The following is a 25,481-nucleotide window of genomic DNA, read 5'->3' on the forward strand; positions in this document are numbered from 1 at the left end:
CTTCAACTGCGCCTGTCCGGCGCCTTGGGCCGCGCCCGGACCCGGCTTCGAGGGCTCATATCGCGAACCAGCCGTGCCCGCCGTACCAGTGGCGGCCTGCTCGCAGATGGTCGCCGACGGCGCGCTCCACGCCCGTTCTGCGCGGCAGGGCGTCCCTCGGCAGTTCTGGATCGCCGAACACGAACGCGACCGGAGCGCCGTCGTCGGCTTCCTTCTCCACGTACGCGGTCCGGAAGCGGTCCTGGAAGCGGACGATGTTGGAGTCCTTCGGCAGATACTCGGCGAGCTGGGGGTCGAGCAGCCAGGAGTGGCAGGTGGCCACGCGGTAGGGCTCTTCGGGGAAGTGGCGGGCGAAGAACTCCCGGGCTCTCGCGAGGGAACGGTCGCACGCCTCGGGCGTGATCGGCCCGAGGAAGTCCGGGATATGCACATTCAGGGCGAGGTCACCCGGCTCGAACGGCAGCCCGGCCGCCCGCACGGCCTCACCGGTACGGCCGCCGAGCCGGGAACGCTGGAACTGCAGCCGCCCCAACTGGTAGATCTCGCCCCGGAAGTGCAGCCCGATCCAACCAGGAATCAACAGCCCGCCCGTGCCACGCCGCCGTCGGTGAACGGCGACATTGCGCCCGAGGTCGGCGAGCGTACGGCGGGAGACGTCGTCCGGGACGGACTGCTCCCGGTGGTACGCCCGTACGTACGGGAGCGCGGCGACGAAGACGTACACCGGGAGCCAGCGGCCGACCGCCCCTGACTTCTCGGGCAGCCGCGGCAGTTCCCCGCCACCGCCGATCCTTCCCATGTCCTGGACCAGCTCCCGCACGCCCGACTCCAGGAGCCGGCGCAGCCCGGGGTCCGACATCATCCGGCCCCGCAGGGCGAGGAGTTCATTGATGTCCTCGTGCGGTACTGCCAGATCCACCAGCGCCTCGGCCAGGCCGTCCGCGTCCGGCAGCTCCACCAGCACGTTCGGCACCAGTGGCGCCTCCCCGGACTTCCGCGGATCCTGGCCCGGCGGACTGCCGTGCTCTGCCATGGGCTGCTTGTCCACTTCTCAGCTCCTCGACGTCGGACTGGGAGATGGGACCGGATGGAAAAGGGACCGGGTACGGACCGAACACTGACCTGATACTGGTGCATCCTGGAGTAGGAGATGCGAATGTCATGCGCACTGGGAGTGAACCGACAACTGCACGCAGTCCCCTGCGGTTGCGGCTCTGGCTGACCGTATGGGGCCTGATCTGGGCCGCTGCGGGCACCGCGGCCTTCACGCTGGCCGGACGCCCCGGCTGGGCGGCGGCCTGCGGAGCGCTGCTGCTGATCGTCACGGTCGATCTCGCCATGGTTCTGCGCCATATCCACCAGGGTCCGCACTACCAGCCGGGTCGCGACATACCGCCGTACGAACCGGACCACGGCGGCCGCCGGCCCAGACCCGGTCAGTAGATGTGGACGTTGGCCCCGAACAGCCCAAGCCCAGTGGATGCGGCCTGCCGCCAGGCTCGCAAGGGCCCGTCCAGGACGGGCTCCTCGCCCTCGTGGTAGTCGAGCCAGACCTGGTCCTCGGCCGCGACCCGCTCCTGCGGGGTGAAGGTGAGGGCTTCCTCGACCGCCGGCAGCGTCCGCCGGACCTCGTCCGAGGTCAGCAGGAAGTCCCCGCACCACCCCGGCAGCTGCGCGGCCCGCCGGGGACCTATCGCATGGAACAGCGCGCTGAGGGCGTAGTCCTTGGTGAAGACGGCGATGTACGGAGGCACTGCCTCGGCGAACGCCTCCCATATGTCGTAGAGGTGGAATCCGCAGTCGTCGCAGCAGTGCAGTTCGTTCAGGGGGATCTCGGACGTCAGCCGCAGGAAGGCATTGACGGCCTCGCCCCGCTCGCTCCCCAACGGCAGGTCGCGCCAACTCCGGTGATCGGGCAGCGGATCGGCACACCATGCCTGCCAGGCCCGCTGCGCCTGTGGCGACTCCCGGTGCCGCTCGATCAGCGGCTGGACCCGCGGCACCAGGCTCGCGATGACGTCGTCCTCGTGCGCGGTGATCGACCACGCGGAAGTGATCCCCATGGCAGTGCCCTTCCCCCGTCTCCACCGTGGATCTACGACGTTACGGGCTGGGTCTGACAACGGAGCGAAACAGCCTTCCCCAGGCCTCCGTCGGGCCTCCCCCGGGCCTCCATCAGGCTTCCGCCGGGCTTCCTCATGCCTCCGCGTCGAAGCGCGCAGCCTTCAGATACTCCGGCTTCGGGTCCAGCGCCGCCGCCAGCCGGAAGTGACGCTTCGCCTGCTCCGGGCGGCCGGCCCGCTCGAAGGTGCGGGCAAGTGCGAAGTGCGCGAAGGCATTGTCCGGCTCGCGCTCCAGGACCAGCTCGAACTCGAGCTCGGCCGGACGCAGTTGGGCCGCGGCGAAAAAGGCGCGAGCCCTCAGCAGCCGCGCCGCGGTGTTCTCCGGGTGGGCCGCGATCACCGAGTCCAGCAGCTTCACGGCCCCGCGCGGATCCCTCGCGGCCAGCAGATGCTCGGCCGCGCGGTAGTCGATTACGTGCGTATCCGGGTTGCTCTTGGGCACGGTCGCATCCTTCCCTCAGCTGGACGGTTCCAACACCGGGTCCGGCAGCCATATTCCGAACAGAAGACAAACCAACAGCTCAGCCGGGCGGCCGGACAGCTGAATCGAGTGCACGCTGCTCCCCGGAGCCGACAGGACACCCAGCGGCACGAGCGGGCCCCACGATCGACGGATGCCTAACGGGAACCGGACTCCGCGGCTGCTCGCTGGGTCAGCTCCGCCCAGACCTTCCGCACCTGCGGCTCCAGCTGTTCCAGCGGCCCGTCGTTGTCGATGACCAGATCCGCGATATCCCGCCGCTGCTCCCGTGTGGCCTGCGCGGCCATCCGCGCACGCGCCTCGGACTCGGCCATCCCACGCAGCCTTACGAGCCGGTCCAGCTGGGTCTCGGGCGATGCGTCCACCACGATCACCAGGTCGTACAGCGTCGCCAGACTGTTCTCGGTGAGCAGCGGTACGTCATGGATCACGACCGCGTCCGGCCCAGCCGTGCCCTCCAGCTCCATCGAGCGCGCGCCGACCAGCGGATGGACGATCGCGTTGAGCGCCGCCAGGCGGTCGGGGTCGGAGAAGACGATCGAGCCGAGCCTCGGCCGGTCCAGGGTGCCGTCGGCAGCCAGGATCTCGGGGCCGAAGGCTTCGACGACGGCAGCGAGCCCGGGCGTTCCGGGCTCGACGACCTCGCGAGCGATCTTGTCGGCGTCGATCAGCACCGCTCCGTACGAGACGAGCAGACGGGAGACTTCGCTCTTGCCGGCTCCGATTCCGCCGGTCAGGCCCACCTTCAGCATGAGCCGCAGCCTACGCGAGCGCTCTACGCGTCACCCTCCCGCTCCGCGAGGAAGCGTTCGAATTCGAGGCCGATCTCGTCGGCGGACGGCAGGTCCACCGGCTCGGCGACCAGACTGCCCCTGGTCTCGGCACCCGCCACGGCGTCGTACTGGTGCTCAAGTCCCTGCACCAGCGCCACCAACTCCTCGTCGCCCTCGCCGATCTGCCGCTCTATCTCGGTCTGGGTGCGATGCGCCTCGGTGCGCAGCGAATGGGCTACGCCCGGCAGGACCAGGCCCGTCGCGGCCGTGATCGCCTCCAGGGCGGTCAGCGCGGCGTCCGGGTACGAAGAGCGGGCGACATAGTGCGGCACATGCGCGGCAACGCCCAGAACGTCGTGTCCGGACTCCATCAGGCGGTACTCGATCAGCGACTCCGCGCTGCCCGGCACCTGCGCCTCGTCGAAGGGGCTGCGGTGGCCCGGCATGAGGTCCGTGCGGTTGCCGTGCGGGGTGAGCCCGACGGGGCGGGTGTGCGGGACGCCCATCGGGATGCCGTGAAAGTTGACCGAGAGGCGCACTCCGAGCCGCTCGACGATCTGCGCGACGGCGGCCGCGAAGCGCTCCCACTCCACATCCGGCTCGGGTCCCGACAGCAGCAGGAACGGCGCGCCTGTGGCGTCCTGGACGAGCCGGACGTCGAGTGTCGGGGTCTCGTAACCGCTCCAGCGGTCGCGCCGGAAGGTCAGCAGCGGGCGGCGGGCCCGGTAGTCCACGAGCCTGTCGTGGTCGAAGCGGGCCACGACCTGGTGGGGAAGGGTGTCGAGGAGGTTGTCGACGATCTGCTCGCCGGTCTCTCCCGCGTCGATGTATCCGTCGAAGTGGTACAGCATGACCAGGCCGCCCGAGTCCTGTGCGAGCGCCATGTCGACGACCGCGAGGCCCTTCGGCTCCCATTCGTACAAATCCTGCGGATCAAGCACGGTTACCGCTCCTCCTCGTGTTCGTAGAGAAGAACGCGTGGTGACGTACGGGCATTCCCGCCTCACACGATGAACACCTCTGAGGGGAAGCCCAGTTCACGGCAACGGGTTCACACCGAACTGGTCCAGACCTTGACATGACCATAACCCGTCCCTACGGTCACGGGCAGTCAGAGTTCACAAACTCGTCCGTCGTTCATATACAAGAACGGGAGGCGCCCCACATGCGTACCCGAAAACCGCTCCCCGCCTTACTGTCCTCCGCGCTCGCAACCGGCGGCCTGTCCTTGCTGGCCATCCCGGCACAAGCCGCCACAGTCATCGATGTGACCACCGCCGCCCAGCTGAAGTCCGCACTGTCCGCCGCCCGCCCGGGCGACACGATCCAGCTCGCCGACGGCACCTACAGCGGGAACCTCAAAGCGACGACGCCCGGCACCTCCGGCACCCGCAAGCGGAATGACGTAAGGCCCGCTCCCCCGGGGGGAGCGGGCCTTACTTTCAGCTAGTCACCAGCTGGGGCAGAGCGTCAGCTCTGGCCGCCGGCCAGCTTCTCGCGCAGGGCAGCCAGGGCCTCGTCCGACGCCAGGGCGCCGGAGTTGTCGTCCGACTCCGAGGAGTACGAACCGCCCGAGACACCCGCCGGGGCACCGCCGGCCGGGGCAGCAGCACCCTCGGCGGCAGCGGCCTCGTCGGCCTCGCGGGACTTGATGACCTGGGCCTGGTGCTGCTCGAAGCGCTGCTGCGCCTCGGCGTACTGGGTCTCCCACGCCTCGCGCTGGGTCTCGAAGCCCGCCAGCCAGTCGTTGGTCTCCGGGTCGAAGCCCTCGGGGTAGATGTAGTTCCCCTGGTCGTCGTACGACGCGGCCATGCCGTACAGCGTCGGGTCGAACTCGACCGAGGCCGGGTCGGCACCGAAGGACTCGTTGGCCTGCTTCAGCGAGAGGCTGATGCGACGACGCTCGAGGTCGATGTCGATGACCTTGACGAAGATCTCGTCGTTGACCTGGACGACCTGCTCCGGGATCTCCACGTGGCGCTCGGCCAGCTCGGAGATGTGGACCAGGCCCTCGATGCCCTCGTCGACGCGGACGAACGCACCGAACGGAACGAGCTTGGTGACCTTACCCGGGACGACCTGACCGATCTGGTGGGTCCGGGCGAACTGCTGCCACGGGTCTTCCTGCGTCGCCTTGAGCGACAGGGAGACGCGCTCGCGGTCCATGTCGACGTCGAGAACCTCGACGGTGACTTCCTGGCCGACCTCGACAACCTCGGAGGGGTGGTCGATGTGCTTCCAGGAGAGCTCGGAGACGTGGACGAGACCGTCGACGCCACCCAGGTCCACGAAGGCACCGAAGTTGACGATCGAGGAGACGACGCCGGAGCGGACCTGACCCTTCTGCAGGGTGGTGAGGAACGTCTGGCGAACCTCGGACTGGGTCTGCTCGAGCCAGGCGCGGCGGGACAGGACCACGTTGTTGCGGTTCTTGTCCAGCTCGATGATCTTCGCCTCGAGCTCCTTGCCCACGTAGGGCTGGAGGTCGCGGACGCGGCGCATCTCGACGAGAGAAGCCGGCAGGAAGCCACGGAGGCCGATGTCGAGGATGAGACCACCCTTGACGACCTCGATGACGGTACCGGTGACGATGCCGTCCTCTTCCTTGATCTTCTCGATGGTGCCCCAGGCACGCTCGTACTGAGCGCGCTTCTTCGAGAGGATCAGGCGGCCTTCCTTGTCCTCCTTCTGGAGAACCAGGGCCTCGATCTCGTCGCCGACCTTGACGACCTCGTTCGGGTCGACGTCGTGCTTGATCGAGAGCTCGCGGCTCGGGATGACACCTTCGGTCTTGTAACCGATGTCGAGCAGGACCTCGTCCCGGTCGACCTTCACGATGACGCCGTCGACGATGTCGCCGTCGTTGAAGTACTTGATCGTCTCGTCGATCGCGGCGAGGAAGGCTTCCTCGTTACCGATGTCGTTGACCGCTACCTGCGGAGTGGTGGCGGTGGTCTCGGTGCTGCTCGTCATGTGGGTAAGGGCTCCGGTACGGACGGTGAGTCGTAGGTACTGCTACGCCGAGAGCCCGTATCGCAGCTGCAGAAGCCGGACAGCCTGGGAAGCGCCGACCCAAGAAACCCGGGCGGCGCCTCGTGAACCGAGGGGACATGCATACAGATGCGAGCGCGGCCTGCTCTGTCTGAGGCGCGCAGGCCCGCAGCGCAACTTGTAGCATACGGGGGCAGCCGGGCACGGTCAATGCGCGAAGGCGCACACCCGGGGCGGAACGCCCCATACCCGGCACAACTAATGTTTGCCGAGGCCACGTGGCCGCCATCGGTCGCGCTGAACGCAAACTACAACGACGGTGACGATGTTCCAAGATTTTGAGCCGGAAGCCACCCGCCGTAACGCCGGGGACTCGGAGAGCAGCCACGCCAGCCGCGGCTGGTGGGACCGGAACGCCGACGAGTACCAGACCGAACACGGCGCGTTCCTGGGGGACGAGGGTTTCGTGTGGGGGCCGGAGGGTCTCGACGAGGCGGAGGCCGGTCTGCTGGGGCCCGCCGGGTCGCTGAAGGGACTCTCTGTTCTCGAGATCGGCGCGGGCGCGGCGCAGTGCTCACGCTGGCTGGCCGCACAGGGCGCGCGCCCGGTGGCCCTGGACCTCTCCCACCGGCAGCTCCAGCACGCGCTTCGGATCGGCGACAGTGCCGGCCACGTACCGCTGGTGGAAGCGGACGCGGGGGCGCTGCCGTTCCGGAACGGCTCCTTCGACCTGGCGTGCTCGGCCTACGGCGCGGTTCCGTTCGTGGCCGAGCCGGTGAAGGTCTTCCAGGAGGTACGGCGTGTACTGCGGCCGGGCGGGCGGTGGGTCTTCTCGGTGACGCACCCGATCCGCTGGGCCTTCCCCGACGAGCCGGGGCCCGAGGGGCTCTCCGTGGCCGCTTCGTACTTCGACCGCACTCCGTACGTCGAACAGGACGAACGGGGGCGCGCGGTATACGTCGAGCACCACAGGACGCTCGGCGACCGGGTCCGGGACGTGGTGGCGGGAGGCTTCCGGCTGGTGGACCTGGTCGAGCCGGAGTGGCCGGCCTGGAACAGCCAGGAGTGGGGTGGCTGGTCCCCGCTGCGCGGACATCTGATCCCGGGGACTGCGATCTTCGTCTGCGAGCGCGACTGAGGTCATCGGCCGAGCCTGTGGGACGAGCTCGGGCAATGAGCTTTCGGAACGAGCTCGGGCAATGAGCTTGTGGAACGAGCTCGCGGAATGAGCTTGTGCACCGAGCTCGCGTCAGGGCCTGCGCCAGGACCATCTGAATCAGCTCCCCCCGGCATCTTGCGAGACTGGGGCGGTGATCCGCGAAGACGTCCTCGCCGGCCTGCCCGTACAGAGCGCCGTGCCCGCGCTCAGGCATGCGCTCGACACGCACGGCTGCGCGGTGCTGTGCGCGCCGCCCGGGACCGGCAAGACCACGCTCGTACCGCTGGTGCTGTCCGGGCTGGTGGGTGGCGGTCCTGTGCGGCGTGTGGTGGTCGCCGAGCCGCGGCGGATCGCGGCGCGGGCCGCGGCGCGGCGGATGGCGTGGCTGCTCGGCGAGCAGGTCGGCGGGAAGGTCGGTTTCACCGTGCGCGGGGAGCGGGTGGTGGGGCGCGGGACGGTGGTGGAGGTCGTGACCACCGGTGTGCTGCTGCAGCGGCTGCAGCGCGACCAGGAACTGGCCGGGGTCGATGCGGTGATCCTCGACGAGTGCCACGAGCGGCATCTGGACGCGGACACAGTGGCCGCGTTCCTGCTGGACGTACGGGCCGCGTTGCGGCCGGAGCTGCGGCTGGTCGCGGCCTCGGCGACCACGGACGCACAGGGCTGGGCGCGGCTGCTCGGCGATGCGCCGGTGGTGGAGGCGGCCGGGGTCGCGCATCCGGTGGAGGTGGTCTGGGCGCCGCCGGCGCGGCCCGTACGGCCGCCGCACGGGATGCGGGTCGATCCGGCGCTGCTGACCCATGTGGCCTCGGTGGTGCGGCGGGCGCTGGCCGAGCGCGCCGGCGATGTGCTGTGTTTTCTGCCCGGAGTGGGTGAAATCAGCCGGGTCGCGAGCCAGTTGGTCGATGTGGGCGCGGAGGTGCTCCAGGTCCACGGGCGGGCGCCGGCCGCGGTGCAGGACGCGGTGCTCGCGGGCTCTTCAGGGGTACGGAGGGTGGTGCTGGCCACCTCGGTCGCGGAATCGAGCCTGACGGTGCCGGGCGTGCGGGTCGTCGTGGACGCGGGTCTGGCGCGCGAGCCGCGTACCGATCACGCGCGAGGCCTGAGCGCGCTGACCACGGTGCGGACCTCGCAGGCGGCGGCGCGGCAGCGGGCGGGGCGGGCCGGCCGCGAGGCTCCGGGCACGGTGTACCGCTGCTGGGCCGAGGCGGAGGACGCCCGGCTGACGCGGTTCCCGTCGCCCGAGATCAAGGTCGCCGACCTGGCTGCGTTTGCTCTGCAGGCGGCATGCTGGGGCGATCCGACGACTTCCGGCCTGGCGCTGCTCGACCCGCCTCCGGCCGGTGCGCTGGCCGCGGCGCGTTCGGTTCTTGCCGTGATCGGCGCGGTGGACACGGCAGGCCGGGCGACCGAACGGGGCGTACGGATGGCCCGGCTTGGCCTGCATCCGCGGCTGGCGCGGGCGCTGCTGGACGGCGCACAAGAGGTGGGCACGCGCCGGGCCGCGGAGGTGGTCGCACTGCTCAGCGAGGAGCCACCGCGGGAGTACGGCGACGACCTGGCCGCGGCCTGGCGCACGGCGCGCCGTGGCGGCGACGCGTATACGGGGCGCTGGAGGGCGGAGGCGGGGCGGCTGGAGTCGTCGCTGTCCGTTCGCCACCCCGCGTCGTCCCGCAACCGGGGCTCTGCCCCGCACCCCGAGCCGCAATCGCCGGCGGGGCCTGGTTCCGACGACGCCGTCGCCGGGCTCGTCGCGGCGCTCGCGTTTCCCGAGCGGGTGGCCCGGGCCCGGGGCGAAGGAGCGTTTCTGATGGCCTCCGGGACCGGGGGCGAGCTCGTCGCCGGGTCGCGGCTGCGCAGCGCGCCCTGGCTCGCCGTCGCTGTCGCGGACCGCCCCGCGCATGCCGCCTCGGCACGGGTGCGGCTCGCCGCCGTCATCGACGAGGACACGGCGCGTACGGCCGCATCGCATCTGCTCGTCGCAGCCGAGGAGGTCCACTGGGAGCACGGCGATGTCGTCGCACGCGAGGTGGAGCGGCTCGGGGCCGTCGAGCTCTCCGCGCGCGCACTGAAGGACCCGAACCCCGCTCTCGTACGCGAAGCCCTGCTCGAGGGGCTACGGCGCGAGGGACTCGGGCTGCTGCGCTGGACGCGGGAGGCGGAGGGGCTGCGCGAGCGGCTCGCCTTTCTGCACCGGCAGCTGGACGCGCCCTGGCCGGATGTGTCGGACGCCGCGCTGCTGGACCGCACCGATGAGTGGCTGGAGCCGGAGCTGTCCAGGGCCCGGCGGCGGGCCGATCTCGGACGTATCCAGGCCGGCCAGGCGCTGCAGCGACTGCTGCCCTGGGCGAGCGGCGACGCGGCCCGGCTCGACGAGCTGGCGCCGGAGCGGATCGAGGTGCCGAGCGGCTCGCGGATCCGGGTGGAGTACGGCGGGGCCCAGCCGGTCCTGGCCGTGAAGCTCCAGGAGCTGTTCGGGCTGCGCGAGACGCCCACGGTCTCGGGCGTGCCGGTGCTGGTGCATCTGCTCTCCCCCGCCGGGCGGCCGGCGGCGGTCACCGCGGACCTGGCGTCCTTCTGGAAGGACGGATACCGGTCCGTACGGGCGGAGTTGCGCGGTCGCTATCCCAAGCATCCCTGGCCCGAGGACCCGTCGACGGCCGAGCCGACCCGGCACACCAAGGCGCGGCTCAGCAGGGAAGCCTGAAGCTGACCCGAAGCTCACCCGGAGCTGAGTCGGAGCTGATCCGAAGAGCATTCCTGAGCTGATTCGGATGCCAGCGGGTCGGGGGCGCAGTGGGCCGTCAGGCAGGGACCGGCTCCGGCTCGCGCTCCGCTGCCGGGGCCTGCGGCCGGCGCCCGCGGGCTTCGAGGACCAGCGCGAGTGCCAGCAGTCCACCGCTCAGCACCAGGAAGCCCCATGGCAGGTACGAGGTCATCAGCAGTACCAACTGCCGCTGGGACTTGACCAGTTCGACGGTGGAGTCCACATAGTCCGGGCGCATCTTCACATGCCCGGCGAATGCGGTGACCTTGTCCCGGCCGCCCAGCAGCGTGCCGCCGCGCAGCTCCTCCCGGTGGATCTCCTCGCCGTTCACGGGACCGCCGGTGACCGGGTCGACCCAGAACATCCGCTTGGTGGTGTACCAGCGGGTGGTGCCGGTCTGCTTCTCCAGCGTGGTCGCGTCGATGCCGGGGATCGGCATCTTCTTCGGGTACGGCACCTTGGTCCACGGGATGGTCTGCTCGAAGTAGTAGACGTCGAGCCCGCGGAACTTCTGCGTCCCTTTGTAATGAATGGGCGCGGACGCACGCGCCTGGGCGTCGAAATACTGGTAATCCCGCTTCTCGGCGAGGAACGGCCATTTGAACTCGATGCCCTCGCGCCGCACCGCGTCGCCGTCGACCATTTCACCGGTGGCGTGCACGGGCGCCTGGCTGTGCGCGTCGAAGATGTAGCGCTCGGGGATCCGGGAGACCATCTTGCCGTCGGGGCCCTGGACGTAGGAGAGCGAGTCCCAGACGACGACGTCACGACCGGCGCTGCGCTCGATCTTCTCGGACTCCTCCACATTGCCCTTGAGGGTCTGCACGATGGTGACCTTCTCGACCTGCTTCGCCCGCAGGGAGCCGTAGTCGAGCAGGGTCGCGGGCTTCGCCTCCAGCACCATCTCCTGGTACTGGCTGGGCGGGATCTTCACCAGCCTCGGGAAGGCGTACCAGCGCAGCAGCGGTGAGAGCGCGGCGAAGAAGACGGCGAAGGCGAGGAGTACGAGGCCGGCTCTGCGGCGCATGGTCCGGACCTCCTACTTCTTGGGGCCGGGGACGGTGGTCAGCAGCGGCTCGGGCGAGGTCTCGCCGGGAGGTGCGCCGATCGCCGTGATGGTGAGGACGAGGGCGAAGGCGGCGGCCAGCCCGATGGCGGCGGCGACGATGGCGCGCATGCTCGGCCTCCCGGGGAACTCGGATCCGTTCCGGATCTGATAGAGCGTCAGGGCGGGGGCACCGTAGCAATCCAGCCGTGAGATGAGAACACGTTGCACCATCGACACATGGCACCGCCCCCCTGACCTGTGGCGGCAGAGGGGCGGTGCGGAAGTACTGAATGGCTGGTCGGACGGCCGGTCGGGCCCTCCGGTCAGGCAGCCGGTGCGGCGACCTTGAGCTCGATGGTCACGGTCGCGCCGCCGGCGGTGGTGAGGCGGAGCAGGAAGGTGCCCGTCGCATCGTCCGCGTAGATCTTCGGGAGCTTCAGGACTCCGTCGGCGTCGGTCTTCAGCTCGGTGAGCGTGCGGACCGTCTTGCCGTCGGCGTCCTTGAAGTACGGACCCTTGTCGTTGACCACCGGCTTGTCCGCCGGGCTGTCCGCGGCAGTGATCATAGTGGCGGTCACCGCCACACCCGAGGCGATGGCGCCCTTGTAGGTGGCCTTGACCTCGACGGCGTCTGCGAACTCGGTGCCGGGGGCCGCGGTCAGAACCTTGTCGTCGGTCCTGGCGATCGCGTCCGCGGCCCGCACAGTGACGGTCGCGGTGAAGTCGACGACGGGCACCTGCGGGCCCACCACCTTGGCCCGGACCGTGAACGGGCCGGTCTTCTCACCCGCCTGGAGAGTCGGTGCCGCGACCGTTCCGTCCGCGCCGGTGTGGAGGACGACACTCTTCTTCCCGCCGGCGAAAAGGGCATCCGTGTCGCCGACGATCTCGAAGCCCACGGCCTGCAGCGGGACGGTCCGGCCTGCGGCGTTCTTCACCCGCACCGTGGGCCGCGCCGTGAACTCGTGGCCGGCCATGGCGGCCAGCTCGGCGGTGCCCGCGTCCTCGAGTCGGGTGACGGGCGACGGGCTCGGCGGCGGCGTCGGCTTCGGCGTGGGGGGCGGGGTCGGGCTCGGGGTCGGGCTGGGCTTTCCGCCCGTGCCGCCACCCGGCTTCGACGGTGAGGGAGCCGGGGTCGGGCGGGTGCTGCCGGGAGTGGACGGGGTCGGCGTGGGGGTCGGAATGGGGCCCGAGCTGTCGGGAATGTTGCCGACCGGCAGCACACCGGTGCCGTCCGGAACCCCGTGGGTGCCGCGCTTGTAGAACTCGAACCAGGACAGGACCGTACTCAGATACTCCTGCGAGTGGTTGTAGCCGAGGATCGCGCGGTCGAGGTCGGCCTTGAGCGCCAGGTCGCGGCCGTCGGCGCAGAGATAGCGTCCCGCGGCGAGCGCGGCGTCGTAGATGTTGTTGGGGTCCCTGCGTCCGTCGCTGTTGGCATCCTCGCCCCACTTTTCCCAGGTGGAGGGAATGAACTGCATCGGGCCGACCGCGCGGTCGTGCGTCGCGTCGCCGTCGTAGGCGCCTTTGTCGGTGTCCGAGATGTTCGCGAAGCCGACGCCGTTGAGGACCGGCCCGAGGATCGGGGAGAACGTGGTGCCGTTGGCGTCGACCTTGCCGCCGCGCGCCTGTCCCGACTCCACCTTGCCGATCGCGGCGAGCAGCTGCCACGGGACGTGGCAGCCGGGGTCCGAGCCGGCGATGGTCCGCTCGGCCTGCTTGTACGCCGCGAGTACGGTGGCCGGAATGCCCGCTTCGGCTGTACCTGTCGCGGGCAGATCGATCGAAGTGGCTGGTTTGTCAGGCGTGTTCAGCGGCGGAAGGTCGGTGTAGTACGGGGAGTTGCCGGTGACCGGAGTGCCGGGGGGCGGGGTCGCATCGGACGCTTCCCGGCTGCCGCCCGCGGTGGCGTGCGTGGCGCCGGGCGCCCCGGAGGCGGAGAGCGCGGCCACGGCAACCGCGGCAACCGCGGTCGTCGTCGCTCCCTTGCGCAGTCGGCGGCCGAATTGCGCTGCCATACGTCTTTTTCCTCCCCGTCGGCGACTGTTCGCGCTCCCCAGCGCGCACTCACGTGACCCTACGACACCTACGGGCCCCGGAACACCGGACCTTGACCGTTTTTCACCCTTCCGCTACCTCCAGGTCGCCCGGGATTCCCGATCAGCAACTTCACGCATACTGGGCGCCATTGATCGACGACGGTCCAGGGGGACACCATGCCGTTCACGCTGAGCCATGCCGCGGCGGTGTTGCCGGGCATCAGGAGAGACGGGACCGCGCGCGGACCGCTCGTCGCGTCCGCGCTCGTCGCCGGCTCGTTCGCCCCCGACATGACCTACTTTGCGGACACCGCGATCCCGGGCGCCATGGAGTTCGGCGAAGTGACGCACTCGGTGGCCGGAATCTTCACGGTGGACGCGCTGATCGCCGCGGCGCTGGCGGGCCTGTGGCTTCTGCTGCGCGAGCCGCTGCTTGCCCTGGTGCCGTACGCGTGGCGCGGCAGGGCCCACGCCTTCGTCCGGGGAGAGGACTGGCGTGGGCGTGGACTCCCGGCGCTCGCGGCCCTGTTCTATGTCTCGGCGGTCCTCGGATCGACCACCCATGTGGTGTGGGACAGCTTTACGCATCTGGATCGCTGGGGCATGAAGGTCTTCCCGTTGCTCGGCGAGATCGTCGCGGGCTTCCCGATGTATCTCTACTTCCAGTACGGCGGCTCCGCGCTCGCCCTGCTGGCCCTCGGCTGGTTCACCGGGTCCGCCCTGCGCCGGCAGTCCCGCTCGGAGGCGCCCGCCTCCCTCCCCGTACTGCACGGGCGGGAGCGATGGTGGGCCTGGGCGCTGCTGGCGGGGTGCGTGGCGGCCGGGGTCGTGCACCGGTGCCTGCGCTTTTACGCGTACTGGAGGGAGATCCGCACGCTGCTCGACATCATCCCGACGGCGTGCTTCGGGGCGGGCGCAGGGCTCGCCCTGGGGCTGGTGCTCTACGCCGTGGGGGTACGGCTGCGGCACCGCTCGCGCACGGACACGCCCGGTTCCGTGCTGCCGCCGGTGCGTTCCGGCAGGGGATCGGGCTGATCCCGCGCCGGAACGCACACGGTCCGGGTCAGTGCGCGGCGGACTCCCAGTCGGGGCCGACGCCGACCGAGACATCCAGCGGTGCGCGCAGGGACACGGCCGAGGACATCTCCCGGCGGACCAGCTCTTCCACCCGGTCGCGCTCGCCCGGCGAGACCTCCAGGACGATTTCGTCGTGGACCTGGAGCAGCAGCCGGGAGGAGAGCTTCGCCTCGCTCAGCGCCCGGTCCACGTTCAGCATCGCGATCTTGACGATGTCCGCGGCCGTGCCCTGGATCGGGGCATTGAGCGCCATCCGCTCGGCGGCCTCGCGGCGCTGGCGGTTGTCGCTGTTGAGGTCCGGGAGATAGCGGCGCCGGCCGAGCATCGTCTCCGTGTATCCCGTGGCGCGTGCCTCGTCGACGGCGCGGCGCAGATAGTCGCGGACTCCGCCGAACCGCTCGAAGTAGGTGTCCATCAGGCCGCGCGCCTCGGCCGCCTCGATGTTCAGCTGCTGGGAGAGGCCGAACGCCGAGAGGCCGTACGCCAGTCCGTACGACATGGCCTTGATCTTGCGGCGCATCTCCGCGTCGACCGCGGACCGCTCCACGGCGAACACCTGGGAGGCGACGGTGGTGTGCAGATCCTCACCGGAGGCGAACGCCTCCAGCAGGCCTTCGTCCTCCGACAGATGCGCCATCACGCGCAGCTCGATCTGGCTGTAGTCGGCGGTCATCAGCGACTCGAAGCCCTCGCCGACGACAAAGCCGTGGCGGATGGCGCGGCCCTCGTCCGTACGCACCGGCACATTCTGCAGATTCGGGTCGGTGGAGGAGAGCCGGCCGGTCGCGGCCACGATCTGGCTGAAGCTGGTGTGGATACGGCCGTCGGCCGCGATCGTCTTGATCAGGCCCTCGACGGTGGAGCGCAGCCGCGCCTGTTCACGGTGGCGCAGCATGATGACCGGCAGCTCGTGCTCGGTCTGGCCGGCCAGCCAGGCCAGCGCGTCCGCGTCGGTGGTGTAACCGGTCTTGGTCTTCTTGGTCTTGGGGAGGTTCAGCTCACCGAAGAAGACTTCCTGCAGCTGCTTGGGCGAGCCGAGGTTGAACTCGTGCCCGACGGCGGCGTGCGCCTCCTTCACGGCCTGCTGCACGGCGCCCGCGAACTGCTGCTCCATGGCCTCCAGATGGGAGCGGTCGGCGGCGATGCCGTGCCGCTCCATGCGGGCCAGCAGCTCGGAAGTGGGCAGCTCGACGTCGTGCAGCAGGTCGGCCGCACCGACCTCGATCAGGCGCGCGGTGAACGCTTCACCGAGGTCGAGGACCGCGCGGGCCTGCGCCATCAGGGCGTCGGCCTCGGCCTGTTCGTCCGAGCCGAAGGCGAGCTGGCCGTCGGCGGCGGCCGGGGCGAGCTCACGGCCCAGATACTCGACGGCGAGCGCGTCCAGCGCGAAGGAGCGGCGGCCGGGCTTGACCAGATAGGCGGCGAGCGCGGTGTCCATGGTGACGCCGTCGACGCTCCAGCCGTGCTCGGGGAAGACCCGCATGGCGCCCTTGGCGTTGTGCATGACCTTCGGCCGGCCGGCGTCCGCGAGCCAGTTGGCGAAGGCCCGCTCATCGGCCTCGTTCAGCTGGGTGGGGTCGAACCAGGCGGCAGGTCCCGCAGCCGTGGCGAGCGCGATCTCGGCGACGCTGCCGGTGCCCAGAGCCCAGGTGTCGACGGTGGCCACGCCGAGCGGCTGCCCGCCGTGCTGCTCGAGCCAGGGGGCGAGCTCGCCGGTGGAGAGCACCGTGCCGTCCAGCTCGACGGCGGCGGCGGGGGCCGGGGCCTCGTCCTCCTCGGCGCCCGGGTCTACCGCGAGGAGCCGCTCGCGCAGGCTCGGGTTGCGGATCTCCAGGACCTCCAGGAACCCCTTCAGCGCGGTCCTGTCGTACGGCGCGCGCTCGAGGTCGTCGACGGCCTTCGGCAGCTCCACGTCCCGCACCAGCTCGGTGAGGTGGCGGTTGAGCTTGACGGAGTCCAGGTGGTCGCGGAGGGCCTGTCCGACCTTGCCCTTGACCTCATCGGCGCGCTCCATCAGCTCCGCGAACGAACCGAACTGGCTGATCCACTTCGTGGCGGTCTTCTCACCGACACCCGGGATGCCCGGCAGGTTGTCCGAGGGGTCGCCCCGCAGGGCGGCGAAGTCCGGGTACTGCTGAGGCGTGAGGCCGTACTTCTCCTCGACCTTCTCCGGGGTGAAGCGGGTCAGCTCGGAGACGCCCTTGGTGGGGTAGAGCACAGTGGTGTGCTCGCTGACCAACTGGAAGGAGTCTCGGTCGCCGGTGACGATCAGCACTTCGAAGCCGGCGGCCTCGGCCTGGGTGGCGAGGGTGGCGATGATGTCGTCCGCCTCGAACCCGTCCACCGCGAACCGCACGGCGTTCATGGTGTCCAGGAGCTCACCGATCAGCTCGACCTGGCCCTTGAACTCGTCCGGGGTCTTGGAGCGGTTCGCCTTGTACTCGGGGAAGTCCTGCGAGCGCCATGTCTTGCGCGAGACGTCGAACGCCACCGCGAAATGCGTGGGCGACTCGTCGCGCAGCGTGTTCGCCAGCATCGACGCGAAGCCGTAGATGGCGTTGGTCGGCTGACCGGTCGCGGTCGTGAAATTCTCCGCGGGCAGCGCGAAGAACGCCCGGTACGCCAAGGAGTGCCCGTCCATGAGGAGCAGGCGCGGTCGGTTGTCTGGGGTCTTCTTCGATGCCGTCTCAGCCACGGCCACGATCCTGCCACGTACCACTGACATTCCCGACCGTGGCAGGATCGGGGCACACAGCACGCCGCAGGCTCGAAGGAGAGCGCGATGGCCAGCAAGCCTCCCATTGGTGACCCGGTCCAGGACGCGCCGCAGGTCGCGGCCCCGCATCAGGCGGCGGCCGGTCTTCCCGCCATCGGGCACACCCTGCGCATCGCCCAGCAGCAGATGGGAGTGCGCCGCACGGCGCAGACCCTGCTCAAGGTCAATCAGAAGGACGGCTTCGACTGTCCGGGCTGCGCCTGGCCCGAGGGCGACAAGCGGCACATGGCGGAGTTCTGCGAGAACGGCGCGAAGGCGGTCGCCGAGGAGGCGACGCTGCGCCGGGTCACGCCGGACTTCTTCGCCGCGCATCCCGTCGCGGACCTCGCCTCGCGCAGCGGGTACTGGCTGGGGCAGCAGGGCCGTATCACGCAGCCGATGTACCTGCCGGAAGGCGCCGACCGCTACGAGGCGGTGACCTGGGAGCGAGCCTTCGGGATCATCGCGGAGGAGCTCACGGCGCTGGCATCGCCCGACGAGGCGCTCTTCTACACCTCGGGCCGCACCAGCAACGAAGCGGCGTTCCTGTTCCAGCTCTTCGCCCGCGAATTCGGCACCAACAATCTTCCCGACTGCTCCAACATGTGCCATGAGTCCTCCGGCTCGGCGCTCACCGAGACGATCGGCATCGGCAAGGGCAGCGTCTCGCTGGAAGACATCCATGAGGCGGACCTGATCATCGTCGCCGGGCAGAACCCCGGGACCAACCATCCCCGGATGCTCTCCGCCCTGGAGAAGGCCAAAACAGCGGGCGCAAAGATCATTTCGGTGAATCCGCTGCCCGAGGCCGGCCTCGGACGGTTCAAGAATCCGCAGACCCCGCGGGGCATGGTCAAGGGCGTCGCGGTCAACGACCTCTTCCTGCAGATCCGTATCGGCGGCGACCAGGCACTCTTCCGGCTGCTGAACAAGCTGATCCTCGAGACGGACGGGGCCGTCGACGAGGCGTTCGTACGCGAACACACCCACGGCTACGAGGAGTTCGTAACCGCGGCCCGTGCCGCCGACTGGGACGAGACCCTCGTCGCGACCGGCCTCGAACGCGCCGTGATCGAGCAGACGCTCGCGATGGTCCTCGCGTCGAAGCGCACCATCGTCTGCTGGGCGATGGGCCTGACCCAGCACAAGCATGCCGTGCCGACCATCCGTGAGGTGGTCAACTTCCTTCTGCTGCGCGGCAACATCGGCCGCCCGGGCGCCGGCGTCTGCCCCGTGCGCGGGCACTCCAACGTCCAGGGCGACCGCACCATGGGCATCTTCGAGCGGCCCGCCCCGGCCTTCCTGGACGCCCTGGAGAAGGAGTTCGGCTTCGCTCCGCCGCGTCACCACGGCTTCGACGTCGTACGGTCCATTCAGGCGCTGCGCGACGGGGAGGCGAAGGTCTTCTTCGCCATGGGCGGCAATTTCGTCGGCGCGACGCCGGACACCGAGGTGACCGAGGCCGCGATGCGCAAGGCCCGACTCACGGTGCATGTGTCGACGAAGCTGAACCGCTCGCACGCCGTCACAGGCACCAGGGCGCTGATCCTGCCCACCCTCGGCCGTACCGACAAGGACATACAGGCGGGGGGCAAACAGTTCGTGACCGTCGAGGACTCGATGGGCATGGTGCACGCCTCACGCGGCAATCTCCCCCCGGCGAGCCCCCATCTGCTGTCCGAGCCGGCCATCGTGGCCCGGATGGCGCGTGCCGTGCTCGGCCCCGGCTCGGTCACGCCCTGGGAGGACTTCGAGAAGGACTACGGCTCCATCCGCGACCGCATCGCGCGCGTGGTGCCCGGCTTCGAGGACTTCAACGCCAGGATCGCCCGCCCCGGCGGCTTCACGCTCCCCCACGCTCCGCGCGACGAACGCCGCTTCCCCACGGCCACCGGCAAGGCCAATTTCACCGCCGCGCCCGTTGAGTTTCCCGAGCTGCCCGCGGGTCGGCTGCTGCTGCAGACGCTGCGCTCGCACGACCAGTACAACACCACGATCTACGGCCTCGACGACCGCTACCGCGGTATCAAGGGCGGGCGCCGGGTCGTCATGGTGAACCCCGAGGACGCGCGGGAACTGGGCCTGACGGACGGCTCGTACACCGATCTCGTCAGCGAGTGGAAGGACGGCGTCGAACGACGTGCCCCCGGTTTCCGGGTGGTGCACTACCCCACCGCCCGTGGCTGCGCGGCCGCGTACTACCCGGAGACCAATGTGCTGGTGCCGCTGGACTCCACGGCGGACACCAGCAACACCCCGGCGAGCAAGTCCGTGGTGGTCCGGTTCGAGCGCGGGGCGTAAAGCTCGACGGCTGAGGGACAGGGAACGACGGCTGAAGAGCGGGGAATGAGGCATCCCGTCTAAGCGTTCGCTCAGGCATCTGATAAGACGGTGCACAGAGCACGCAACGTACTGACGATCGGAGCCGGGCCCCATGGGCGAGCAGACCAATGTGAAATTCCCGCAAGAGGTCATCGACGAATACGCCGCGCTCGGGGTCGATCTGCCCGCGCTCTTCTCCGCCGGCCATCTGGGCGAGCGCATGGGCGTGCAGATCGTCGAGGCCTCGGCCGACCGCGTCGTCGGCACGATGCCCGTCGAGGGCAACACCCAGCCCTACGGACTGCTGCACGGCGGCGCGTCCGCCGTGCTGGCCGAGACCCTCGGCTCGGTCGGCTCGATGCTGCACGGCGGGACCTCCAAGATCGCCGTCGGTGTGGACCTCAACTGCACCCACCACCGCGGCGTCCGCTCCGGCCTCGTCACCGGAGTCGCGACACCGGTGCATCGCGGCCGCTCCACCGCCACGTACGAGATCGTCATCACCGACGAGCAGGACAAGCGGGTCTGCACGGCCCGGCTGACCTGTCTGCTGCGCGACGCCGGCGGGCCGGCGGGGGCCGGCAGCTGATCCTCCGCAGGCTTGTTGTGTCACCGATCGTGACGGCTTAGCGTGCCCCCATGGGGACCAAGCCGCACATCTCGGTCGGGTACGCCACCTACGCACTTCTGGTCACGCTTGCCGTCGCGGGCTGCACGGAATCCTCTTCGTCCGGGCAGCCCGCCACGTCAACACCTGTACCGCAGAAGTCCTCACCTGCCGATATATGCACAAGTCTCGTTTCCTACTGGGCGAAAGAGACACTCAAGGGCAGCAAGTGGTCAGGAATCGACTGGGAGCAGAAGGGGCTGTCCAACGAGCAGTACGCCATCCACGAGGAGATCGTCGCCGTGGCCCGTGCCGAGGAAAAGCGCCAAGGCCGTGCCGCGGCCCTCGCCTTGATCGATGTCCAGGCCCGGCAGAAGTGCGCTGCCCAGAACGGCGCGACCGGCAGCTCGGAGAACTGGCGTCCGCCGAAACCAGCGGCGTCATCGGACCGGTAGACCGTCCACCGGGGGTCCGCGCACCGAGTCCCCCGAGATCATGTGCAACGCCAACACCGATTACCGGACGGCTCGTTGGCCTCGTCCCGCGCTCGCCGCCGCCGCGGCCACCGCCCCGGTCCTCGCCACGGCACAGCTCGTCCCGCACCGGCCCGAGCCGAACCCGGCTCGCACCCGGACCCGCACCCGGGCTCGTCACGCGCATCGCGTACGAGGGGCCGATCGGCCAACCGGACGTCCGCGCCCGCGTCTTCACGCCGCACTTTCGGCTCGCCATCGCCTGCGGATCACCGATCACCGATCATCGATCACCGATTACCGATTACACATCTGCCGGCCATGTCGCCACGACGCAGACCAGCGTCCGGCCGGCTCCACCCTTCGCCGTACGCCCTGGTACGACCCGCAACATCACTGTTCAGGCCACGGCGCGAAGCCGCACGGGGATCCCCCGCGACATGAAACCGCCCCTCCGCGATGTAACGCTACGTAACAATGACGTAATCAAGATTCCGGGCTCCGTTCTCAACCGGGCCCGCACCGCCGATCTCGCCGGGGCTCTCCGCGCCCCCTCTCGGCCGTCGGCACCAAGATCAACTCAATCCCCTTAGCGGAACTGCACGTTCTCACCATGTGGTCAAAACTCCGGGACGCCGAAAGCCCGATCTGTCCACAGCCCCACCACGGAGCCTTGGCCTCGGCATAACAAGAACGTCACATCCTGTCGCCCTGCCTCCCTGACCCCGCCACCTCCGCTTAGAGTCACCGCCAGTCACCGCGCCGCCGGGCGCATCACAGCACGGCCGTGTACCCCCCAGTACGGCCCGGCGACCAAACGGCACCTCAGGAGAGGTGCCGCGCCAGGGAAAGGATTTATCGTGCGAAAGCGTTCCTTGCTCATCCTCACCACCGTGGTCACCACGGGAGCACTCACACTCTCCGCCTGCGGCTCGCGCGACGACAGCAAGGGGACCGACAGCGGCAACAAGACCACTGTGGTCATCGGTGTCGACGCACCGCTGACAGGCTCGCTGTCCGCACTGGGCCAGGGGATCAAGAACTCCGTGGACCTTGCAGCCAAGACCGCGAACAAGAACAACGAAGTCCCCGGCATTGAATTCAAGGTCGAATCCTACGACGACCAGGCAGTTCCTGCCTCGGGCCAGGCCAATGCCACCAAGCTCGTAGGCAACAAGGACGTTCTGGGCGTAGTCGGCCCGCTGAACTCCGGCGTCTCGCAGTCGATGCAGGGCGTCTTCAACACGGCGAACCTCACGCAGGTCTCTCCGGCCAACACCAACCCGTCGCTGACCCAGGGCGACAACTGGGGCAAGGGCGAGAAGAAGCGTCCGTTCAAGACGTACTTCCGTACCGCCACCACGGACGTCATCCAGGGCAAGTTCGCCGCCCAGTACCTGTACAACGACGCCAAGAAGAAGAAGGTCTACGTCGTTGACGACAAGCAGACCTACGGCGCCGGCCTCGCCGCGATCTTCTCCGACGAGTTCAAGCGTCTCGGCGGCACCATCGCCGGCACCGACCACGTCACGGTGAAGGAGACCGACTTCTCCAGCACCGCCGACAAGGTCAAGTCCTCCGGTGCCGACTCGGTCTACTTCGGTGGCCAGTACCCCGAGGGTGGTCTCCTCTCCGACCAGGTCAAGAAGGCCGGAGCGAAGATCCCCACCATGGGTGGCGACGGTATCTACGACCCCGCGTTCATCAAGGCCTCCGGTGAGGCGAACGACGGCGACCTCGCGACGTCCGTCGGCTACCCGGTCGAGAAGCTCCCGACCGCCAAGAAGTTCATCGACGACTACAAGGCGGGCGGCTACAAGGACCCGTACGCGGCGTACGGCGGCTACTCGTACGACGCCGGCTGGGCCATCATCCAGGCCGTCAAGGCGGTCGTCGCCGCCAACGACGGCAAGGTGCCGGCCGACGCCCGCGCCAAGGTCACCGAGGCCATGTCCAAGGTCTCCTTCGACGGTGTGACCGGCAAGGTCGCCTTCGACGAGTTCGGTGACACCACGAACAAGCAGCTCACCGTCTACGCCGTCAAGGGCAGCAACTGGGCGGACGTCAAGAGCGCCACGTTCAAGGACTGATCCACCGCATTGCCCCGCACCAAATGAACCAGACCGCGCGAGGGCGCAACAAGCGCCCTCGCGCGGTGTCATATCCGACACGCTCATCGGAGGCCCTGCGGTGAACGAACTGCCGCAACAGCTGGCCAACGGCCTTGCCCTCGGTGCCCTTTATGGCCTCATCGCCATCGGGTACACCATGGTCTACGGCATCGTCCAGCTCATCAACTTCGCCCACGGCGAGATCTTCATGATCGGGGGCTTCGGCGCCCTCACCACCTATACCTGGCTCCCCAGCGGAACCTCGCTCCTGGTGGCGATACCCCTCATGATCATCGGCGGCGCAATAGCCTCCGTCGCCGTCGCCACCGCCGCGGAACGCTTCGCCTACCGGCCGCTGCGCAGTGCGCCACGGCTTGCCCCGCTGATCACCGCGATCGGCCTTTCCATCGCCCTGCAGCAGCTTGTCTGGGGCTTCTACCCGGACGCCAAGAAGGCTGTGAGCTTCCCGGAGTTCACGGGTGAGTCCTTCAAGATCCTGGGCAACCTGTCGATCCAGCGCGCCGACGCCTTCGTCCTCGTCCTCGCCCCGCTGTGCATGCTCGGCCTCGGCTTCTTCGTCTCGAAGAGCCGCAGCGGCCGCGCCATGCAGGCCACCGCGCAGGACCCGGACACCGCGAAGCTGATGGGCATCAACACGGACCGCATCATCGTGATGGCCTTCGCCATCGGCGCCGCGTTCGCCGCGGTCGCGGCGGTCGCCTACGGCCTCGACAAGGGCCAGATCAACTTCGAGATGGGCTTCATCCTCGGACTGAAGGCGTTCACCGCGGCAGTCCTCGGAGGCATCGGCAACATCTACGGAGCCATGGTCGGCGGCATCGTCCTCGGCCTCGCGGAATCCCTGTCGATCGCCTACATCGAAGAGATCCCCGGCATGCAGCAGCTCGGCGGCGGCGCCTGGTCCAACGTCTGGGCTTTCGTACTTCTCATCGTCGTGCTTCTCGTCAGGCCACAGGGTCTGCTCGGTGAGCGCGTCGCGGATCGGGCGTGAGAACCATGACTGACACCACCAAGACGGCCGAGGCCGCTCCGGCGGACAGCGCCTCCCGCGTCACCGCACTGCGCTGGCTCACCGCGGTCGGCGGCCTCGCCACCATCCTCAGCACCTTCCTGTCCTGGACGTACACCAGCAAGTTCCCCGGAGACCTCACCGTCTACGGCTACCCGGGCGGCCTGCAGGTCCTCACCCTCGTGATGGGCCTGGTCATCGTCCTGTACTCGCTGGCCTCGCTGGGCATCAAGGGACTGGGCTGGCTCGCGCCGGCCGGCACGACCAAGGCCCTGAAGCTGCTGGCCCTCGGCGCCTTCGGCACCACCTGGTTCGCCGTGATCGCCATCGCCGTCGAGCTCGGCGGCGCGATCAACCTCGAACCCGGCGGCTATGTCGCCGCAGTGGCCTCCGCACTCCCCGTCGCCACGGCGTTCATGCTGCCGGACGACAGCCGTCCGGTCTCCCGGCCCAAGGCCCTCCCCTCCTGGGCCGAGATCCTGATCATCGTCGGCTCCTTCGCCGTCGGCATGTACGTGATCACCTACGGCATCGACACCGAGTACGCCGAACTGTTCACCGGCTACCTCATCGCCCTCGCCTTCGCCGCTGCCGCGCTCTTCAAGGCCGGCCTCGTCGGGCGGCTCTCGGCGGTCACCGCCAAGTACCGCCAGGTGACCCTCATCGCCGCCTTCGTCGCGGCCGCGGCGTTCCCGTTCACGCAGAACACCGACACGTACACGCTCATCGCGGTCAACATCCTCATCTTCGCGACCGTCGCCCTGGGCCTGAACATCGTCGTCGGTCTGGCGGGTCTCCTCGACCTCGGATACGTCGCCTTCCTCGGCGTCGGCGCGTACACCGCCGCCCTCGTCTCCGGGACAACGGCCTCCGCCTTCCACGTGCAGTTCCCCTTCTGGGCCGCCGTCCTCACCGGCGCCGCCGTCTCGCTGATCTTCGGCGTCGTCATCGGCGCTCCGACCCTGCGACTGCGCGGCGACTACCTCGCCATCGTCACCCTCGGCTTCGGTGAGATCTTCCGTATCACCGTGGGCAACCTCGACGGCGTATCGGGACCGCAGATCACCAACGGCCCGAACGGCATCCCGAACATCCCGGACCTCGTGTTCTTCGGGTTCAACTTCGGCGAGGCCCACACCATCGCGGGCTTCGAGCTCGGCAGCTACGCCAACTACTACCTGCTGATGCTGCTCGCGATGATCCTGGTCATCCTGGTCTTCAGCCGGGCGGGCAGCTCCCGTATCGGCCGGGCCTGGGTCGCCATCCGCGAGGACGAGACCGCCGCAACCGCCATGGGCATCAACGGCTTCAGGGTCAAGCTCATCGCCTTCGCCCTCGGCGCCACCCTGGCCGGCCTCGCCGGCACCGTGCAGGCACACGTCCAGCACACCGTGGTCCCCGAGATGTACCAGTTCGCAGGCCCGGTCCCGCCCAACTCCGCCTTCCTGCTGGCGGCCGTCATCCTCGGCGGCATGGGCACCATCAGCGGACCACTGGTCGGCGCCACGCTGCTCTACATGATCCCGGCGAAGCTGCAGTTCCTCCAGGAATACCAGCTCCTCGGCTTCGGCATCGCGCTGATCCTGCTGATGCGGTTCCGTCCCGAGGGCCTCATCGCCAACCGCCGCGCCCAGCTCGAATACCACGAGACCGACCAACTCGACGTACCGGACGTGGAACTGCCCGACTCCGGCGTCGGCATCGCGAAGGCGGGGGCGTGAACGA

The 25,481-nt window shown here is 69.2% G+C and carries 20 protein-coding genes and 1 pseudogene; 11 read left to right on the top strand and 10 right to left on the bottom strand.

What is annotated here, in order from left to right:
• Nucleotides 1–55: 55 nt before the first annotated feature.
• Entirely contained in the window at nucleotides 56–1,048 is a 993-nt protein-coding gene (locus OG735_RS10755) for an acyltransferase domain-containing protein (RefSeq protein WP_327322914.1), read from the bottom strand.
• Between the two features lie 113 nt (nucleotides 1,049–1,161).
• Here OG735_RS10755 and OG735_RS10760 point away from each other — a divergent pair, with 113 nt between their 5' ends.
• Complete coding sequence (locus tag OG735_RS10760; RefSeq protein WP_327322915.1) at nucleotides 1,162–1,443, top strand: DUF6343 family protein; 282 nt, start codon at nucleotides 1,162–1,164, stop codon at nucleotides 1,441–1,443.
• Here the strand turns inward: OG735_RS10760 and OG735_RS10765 are convergent.
• The 4 genes from OG735_RS10765 to OG735_RS10780 form a co-directional block, all read right to left on the bottom strand.
• Entirely contained in the window at nucleotides 1,437–2,063 is a 627-nt protein-coding gene (locus OG735_RS10765) for a hypothetical protein (protein ID WP_327322916.1), read from the bottom strand. The genes OG735_RS10760 and OG735_RS10765 overlap by 7 nt on opposite strands.
• 133 nt (nucleotides 2,064–2,196) lie before the next feature.
• Nucleotides 2,197–2,565, bottom strand: a complete 369-nt coding sequence (locus OG735_RS10770) for a tetratricopeptide repeat protein (RefSeq protein WP_326649229.1) — start codon at nucleotides 2,563–2,565, stop codon at nucleotides 2,197–2,199.
• 176 nt (nucleotides 2,566–2,741) lie between these two features.
• Entirely contained in the window at nucleotides 2,742–3,356 is a 615-nt protein-coding gene (gene coaE / locus OG735_RS10775) for a dephospho-CoA kinase (protein WP_327322917.1), read from the bottom strand.
• A gap of 23 nt (nucleotides 3,357–3,379) precedes the next feature.
• A complete protein-coding gene (locus tag OG735_RS10780) occupies nucleotides 3,380–4,318 on the bottom strand; it encodes a PAC2 family protein (protein WP_327322918.1) in 939 nt (312 codons plus the stop codon).
• A 224-nt stretch (nucleotides 4,319–4,542) separates the two neighbouring features.
• Here OG735_RS10780 and OG735_RS10785 point away from each other — a divergent pair.
• Nucleotides 4,543–4,770, top strand: a pseudogene (locus tag OG735_RS10785) (right-handed parallel beta-helix repeat-containing protein); the annotation flags it as partial.
• Between the two features lie 77 nt (nucleotides 4,771–4,847).
• Here OG735_RS10785 and rpsA read toward each other — a convergent pair.
• Complete coding sequence (gene rpsA / locus OG735_RS10790; RefSeq protein ID WP_327322919.1) at nucleotides 4,848–6,350, bottom strand: 30S ribosomal protein S1; 1,503 nt, start codon at nucleotides 6,348–6,350, stop codon at nucleotides 4,848–4,850.
• A gap of 343 nt (nucleotides 6,351–6,693) precedes the next feature.
• On the opposite strand from rpsA, the gene OG735_RS10795 reads away from it, so the two are divergent.
• Nucleotides 6,694–7,506, top strand: coding sequence for a class I SAM-dependent methyltransferase (locus OG735_RS10795; protein WP_327322920.1), 813 nt, complete (start codon nucleotides 6,694–6,696; stop codon nucleotides 7,504–7,506).
• A 172-nt stretch (nucleotides 7,507–7,678) separates the two neighbouring features.
• A complete protein-coding gene (gene hrpB, locus OG735_RS10800) occupies nucleotides 7,679–10,234 on the top strand; it encodes an ATP-dependent helicase HrpB (RefSeq protein ID WP_327322921.1) in 2,556 nt (851 codons plus the stop codon).
• Nucleotides 10,235–10,331: 97 nt separating this feature from the next.
• Here hrpB and OG735_RS10805 read toward each other — a convergent pair whose 3' ends face one another.
• From OG735_RS10805 to OG735_RS10815, 3 genes are all read right to left on the bottom strand, one after another.
• Nucleotides 10,332–11,321, bottom strand: a complete 990-nt coding sequence (locus tag OG735_RS10805; protein ID WP_327322922.1) for a DUF3068 domain-containing protein — start codon at nucleotides 11,319–11,321, stop codon at nucleotides 10,332–10,334.
• Nucleotides 11,322–11,333: 12 nt separating this feature from the next.
• On the bottom strand, nucleotides 11,334–11,471 hold the full coding sequence (locus tag OG735_RS10810) for an SPW_0924 family protein (RefSeq protein WP_327322923.1): 138 nt from the start codon (nucleotides 11,469–11,471) through the stop codon (nucleotides 11,334–11,336).
• A 194-nt stretch (nucleotides 11,472–11,665) separates the two neighbouring features.
• A complete protein-coding gene (locus tag OG735_RS10815) occupies nucleotides 11,666–13,360 on the bottom strand; it encodes a lytic transglycosylase domain-containing protein (RefSeq protein WP_327322924.1) in 1,695 nt (564 codons plus the stop codon).
• A 198-nt stretch (nucleotides 13,361–13,558) separates the two neighbouring features.
• Here OG735_RS10815 and OG735_RS10820 point away from each other — a divergent pair, with 198 nt between their 5' ends.
• On the top strand, nucleotides 13,559–14,416 hold the full coding sequence (locus OG735_RS10820) for a DUF4184 family protein (protein WP_327322925.1): 858 nt from the start codon (nucleotides 13,559–13,561) through the stop codon (nucleotides 14,414–14,416).
• A 28-nt stretch (nucleotides 14,417–14,444) separates the two neighbouring features.
• Here OG735_RS10820 and polA read toward each other — a convergent pair whose 3' ends face one another.
• Nucleotides 14,445–17,153, bottom strand: a complete 2,709-nt coding sequence (polA, locus tag OG735_RS10825) for a DNA polymerase I (RefSeq protein WP_327322926.1) — start codon at nucleotides 17,151–17,153, stop codon at nucleotides 14,445–14,447.
• Nucleotides 17,154–17,240: 87 nt separating this feature from the next.
• Between polA and OG735_RS10830 the strand changes: the two genes are divergently transcribed.
• From OG735_RS10830 to OG735_RS10855, 6 genes are all read left to right on the top strand, one after another.
• Nucleotides 17,241–19,514 carry an FdhF/YdeP family oxidoreductase gene (locus OG735_RS10830; RefSeq protein WP_327322927.1) on the top strand — a complete coding sequence of 758 codons (2,274 nt, stop codon included), beginning with the start codon at nucleotides 17,241–17,243 and terminating at the stop codon, nucleotides 19,512–19,514.
• A 133-nt stretch (nucleotides 19,515–19,647) separates the two neighbouring features.
• The gene (locus OG735_RS10835) at nucleotides 19,648–20,124 is read left to right on the top strand and encodes a PaaI family thioesterase (protein WP_327322928.1); all 477 of its coding nucleotides are present in this window, start codon (nucleotides 19,648–19,650) and stop codon (nucleotides 20,122–20,124) included.
• A 50-nt stretch (nucleotides 20,125–20,174) separates the two neighbouring features.
• Complete coding sequence (locus tag OG735_RS10840; RefSeq protein ID WP_327322929.1) at nucleotides 20,175–20,597, top strand: hypothetical protein; 423 nt, start codon at nucleotides 20,175–20,177, stop codon at nucleotides 20,595–20,597.
• Between the two features lie 878 nt (nucleotides 20,598–21,475).
• Complete coding sequence (locus OG735_RS10845) at nucleotides 21,476–22,705, top strand: branched-chain amino acid ABC transporter substrate-binding protein (RefSeq protein WP_327322930.1); 1,230 nt, start codon at nucleotides 21,476–21,478, stop codon at nucleotides 22,703–22,705.
• Nucleotides 22,706–22,805: 100 nt separating this feature from the next.
• Complete coding sequence (locus tag OG735_RS10850; protein ID WP_327322931.1) at nucleotides 22,806–23,738, top strand: branched-chain amino acid ABC transporter permease; 933 nt, start codon at nucleotides 22,806–22,808, stop codon at nucleotides 23,736–23,738.
• Between the two features lie 5 nt (nucleotides 23,739–23,743).
• Nucleotides 23,744–25,477: a branched-chain amino acid ABC transporter permease gene (locus tag OG735_RS10855; RefSeq protein WP_327322932.1), complete on the top strand. Its 1,734-nt coding sequence runs from the start codon at nucleotides 23,744–23,746 to the stop codon at nucleotides 25,475–25,477.
• Nucleotides 25,478–25,481 lie beyond the last annotated feature (4 nt).

Origin of the sequence: Streptomyces sp. NBC_01210 (assembly GCF_036010325.1) — a bacterium.
In the GTDB taxonomy this organism is placed as follows: Bacteria; Actinomycetota; Actinomycetes; order Streptomycetales; family Streptomycetaceae; genus Streptomyces.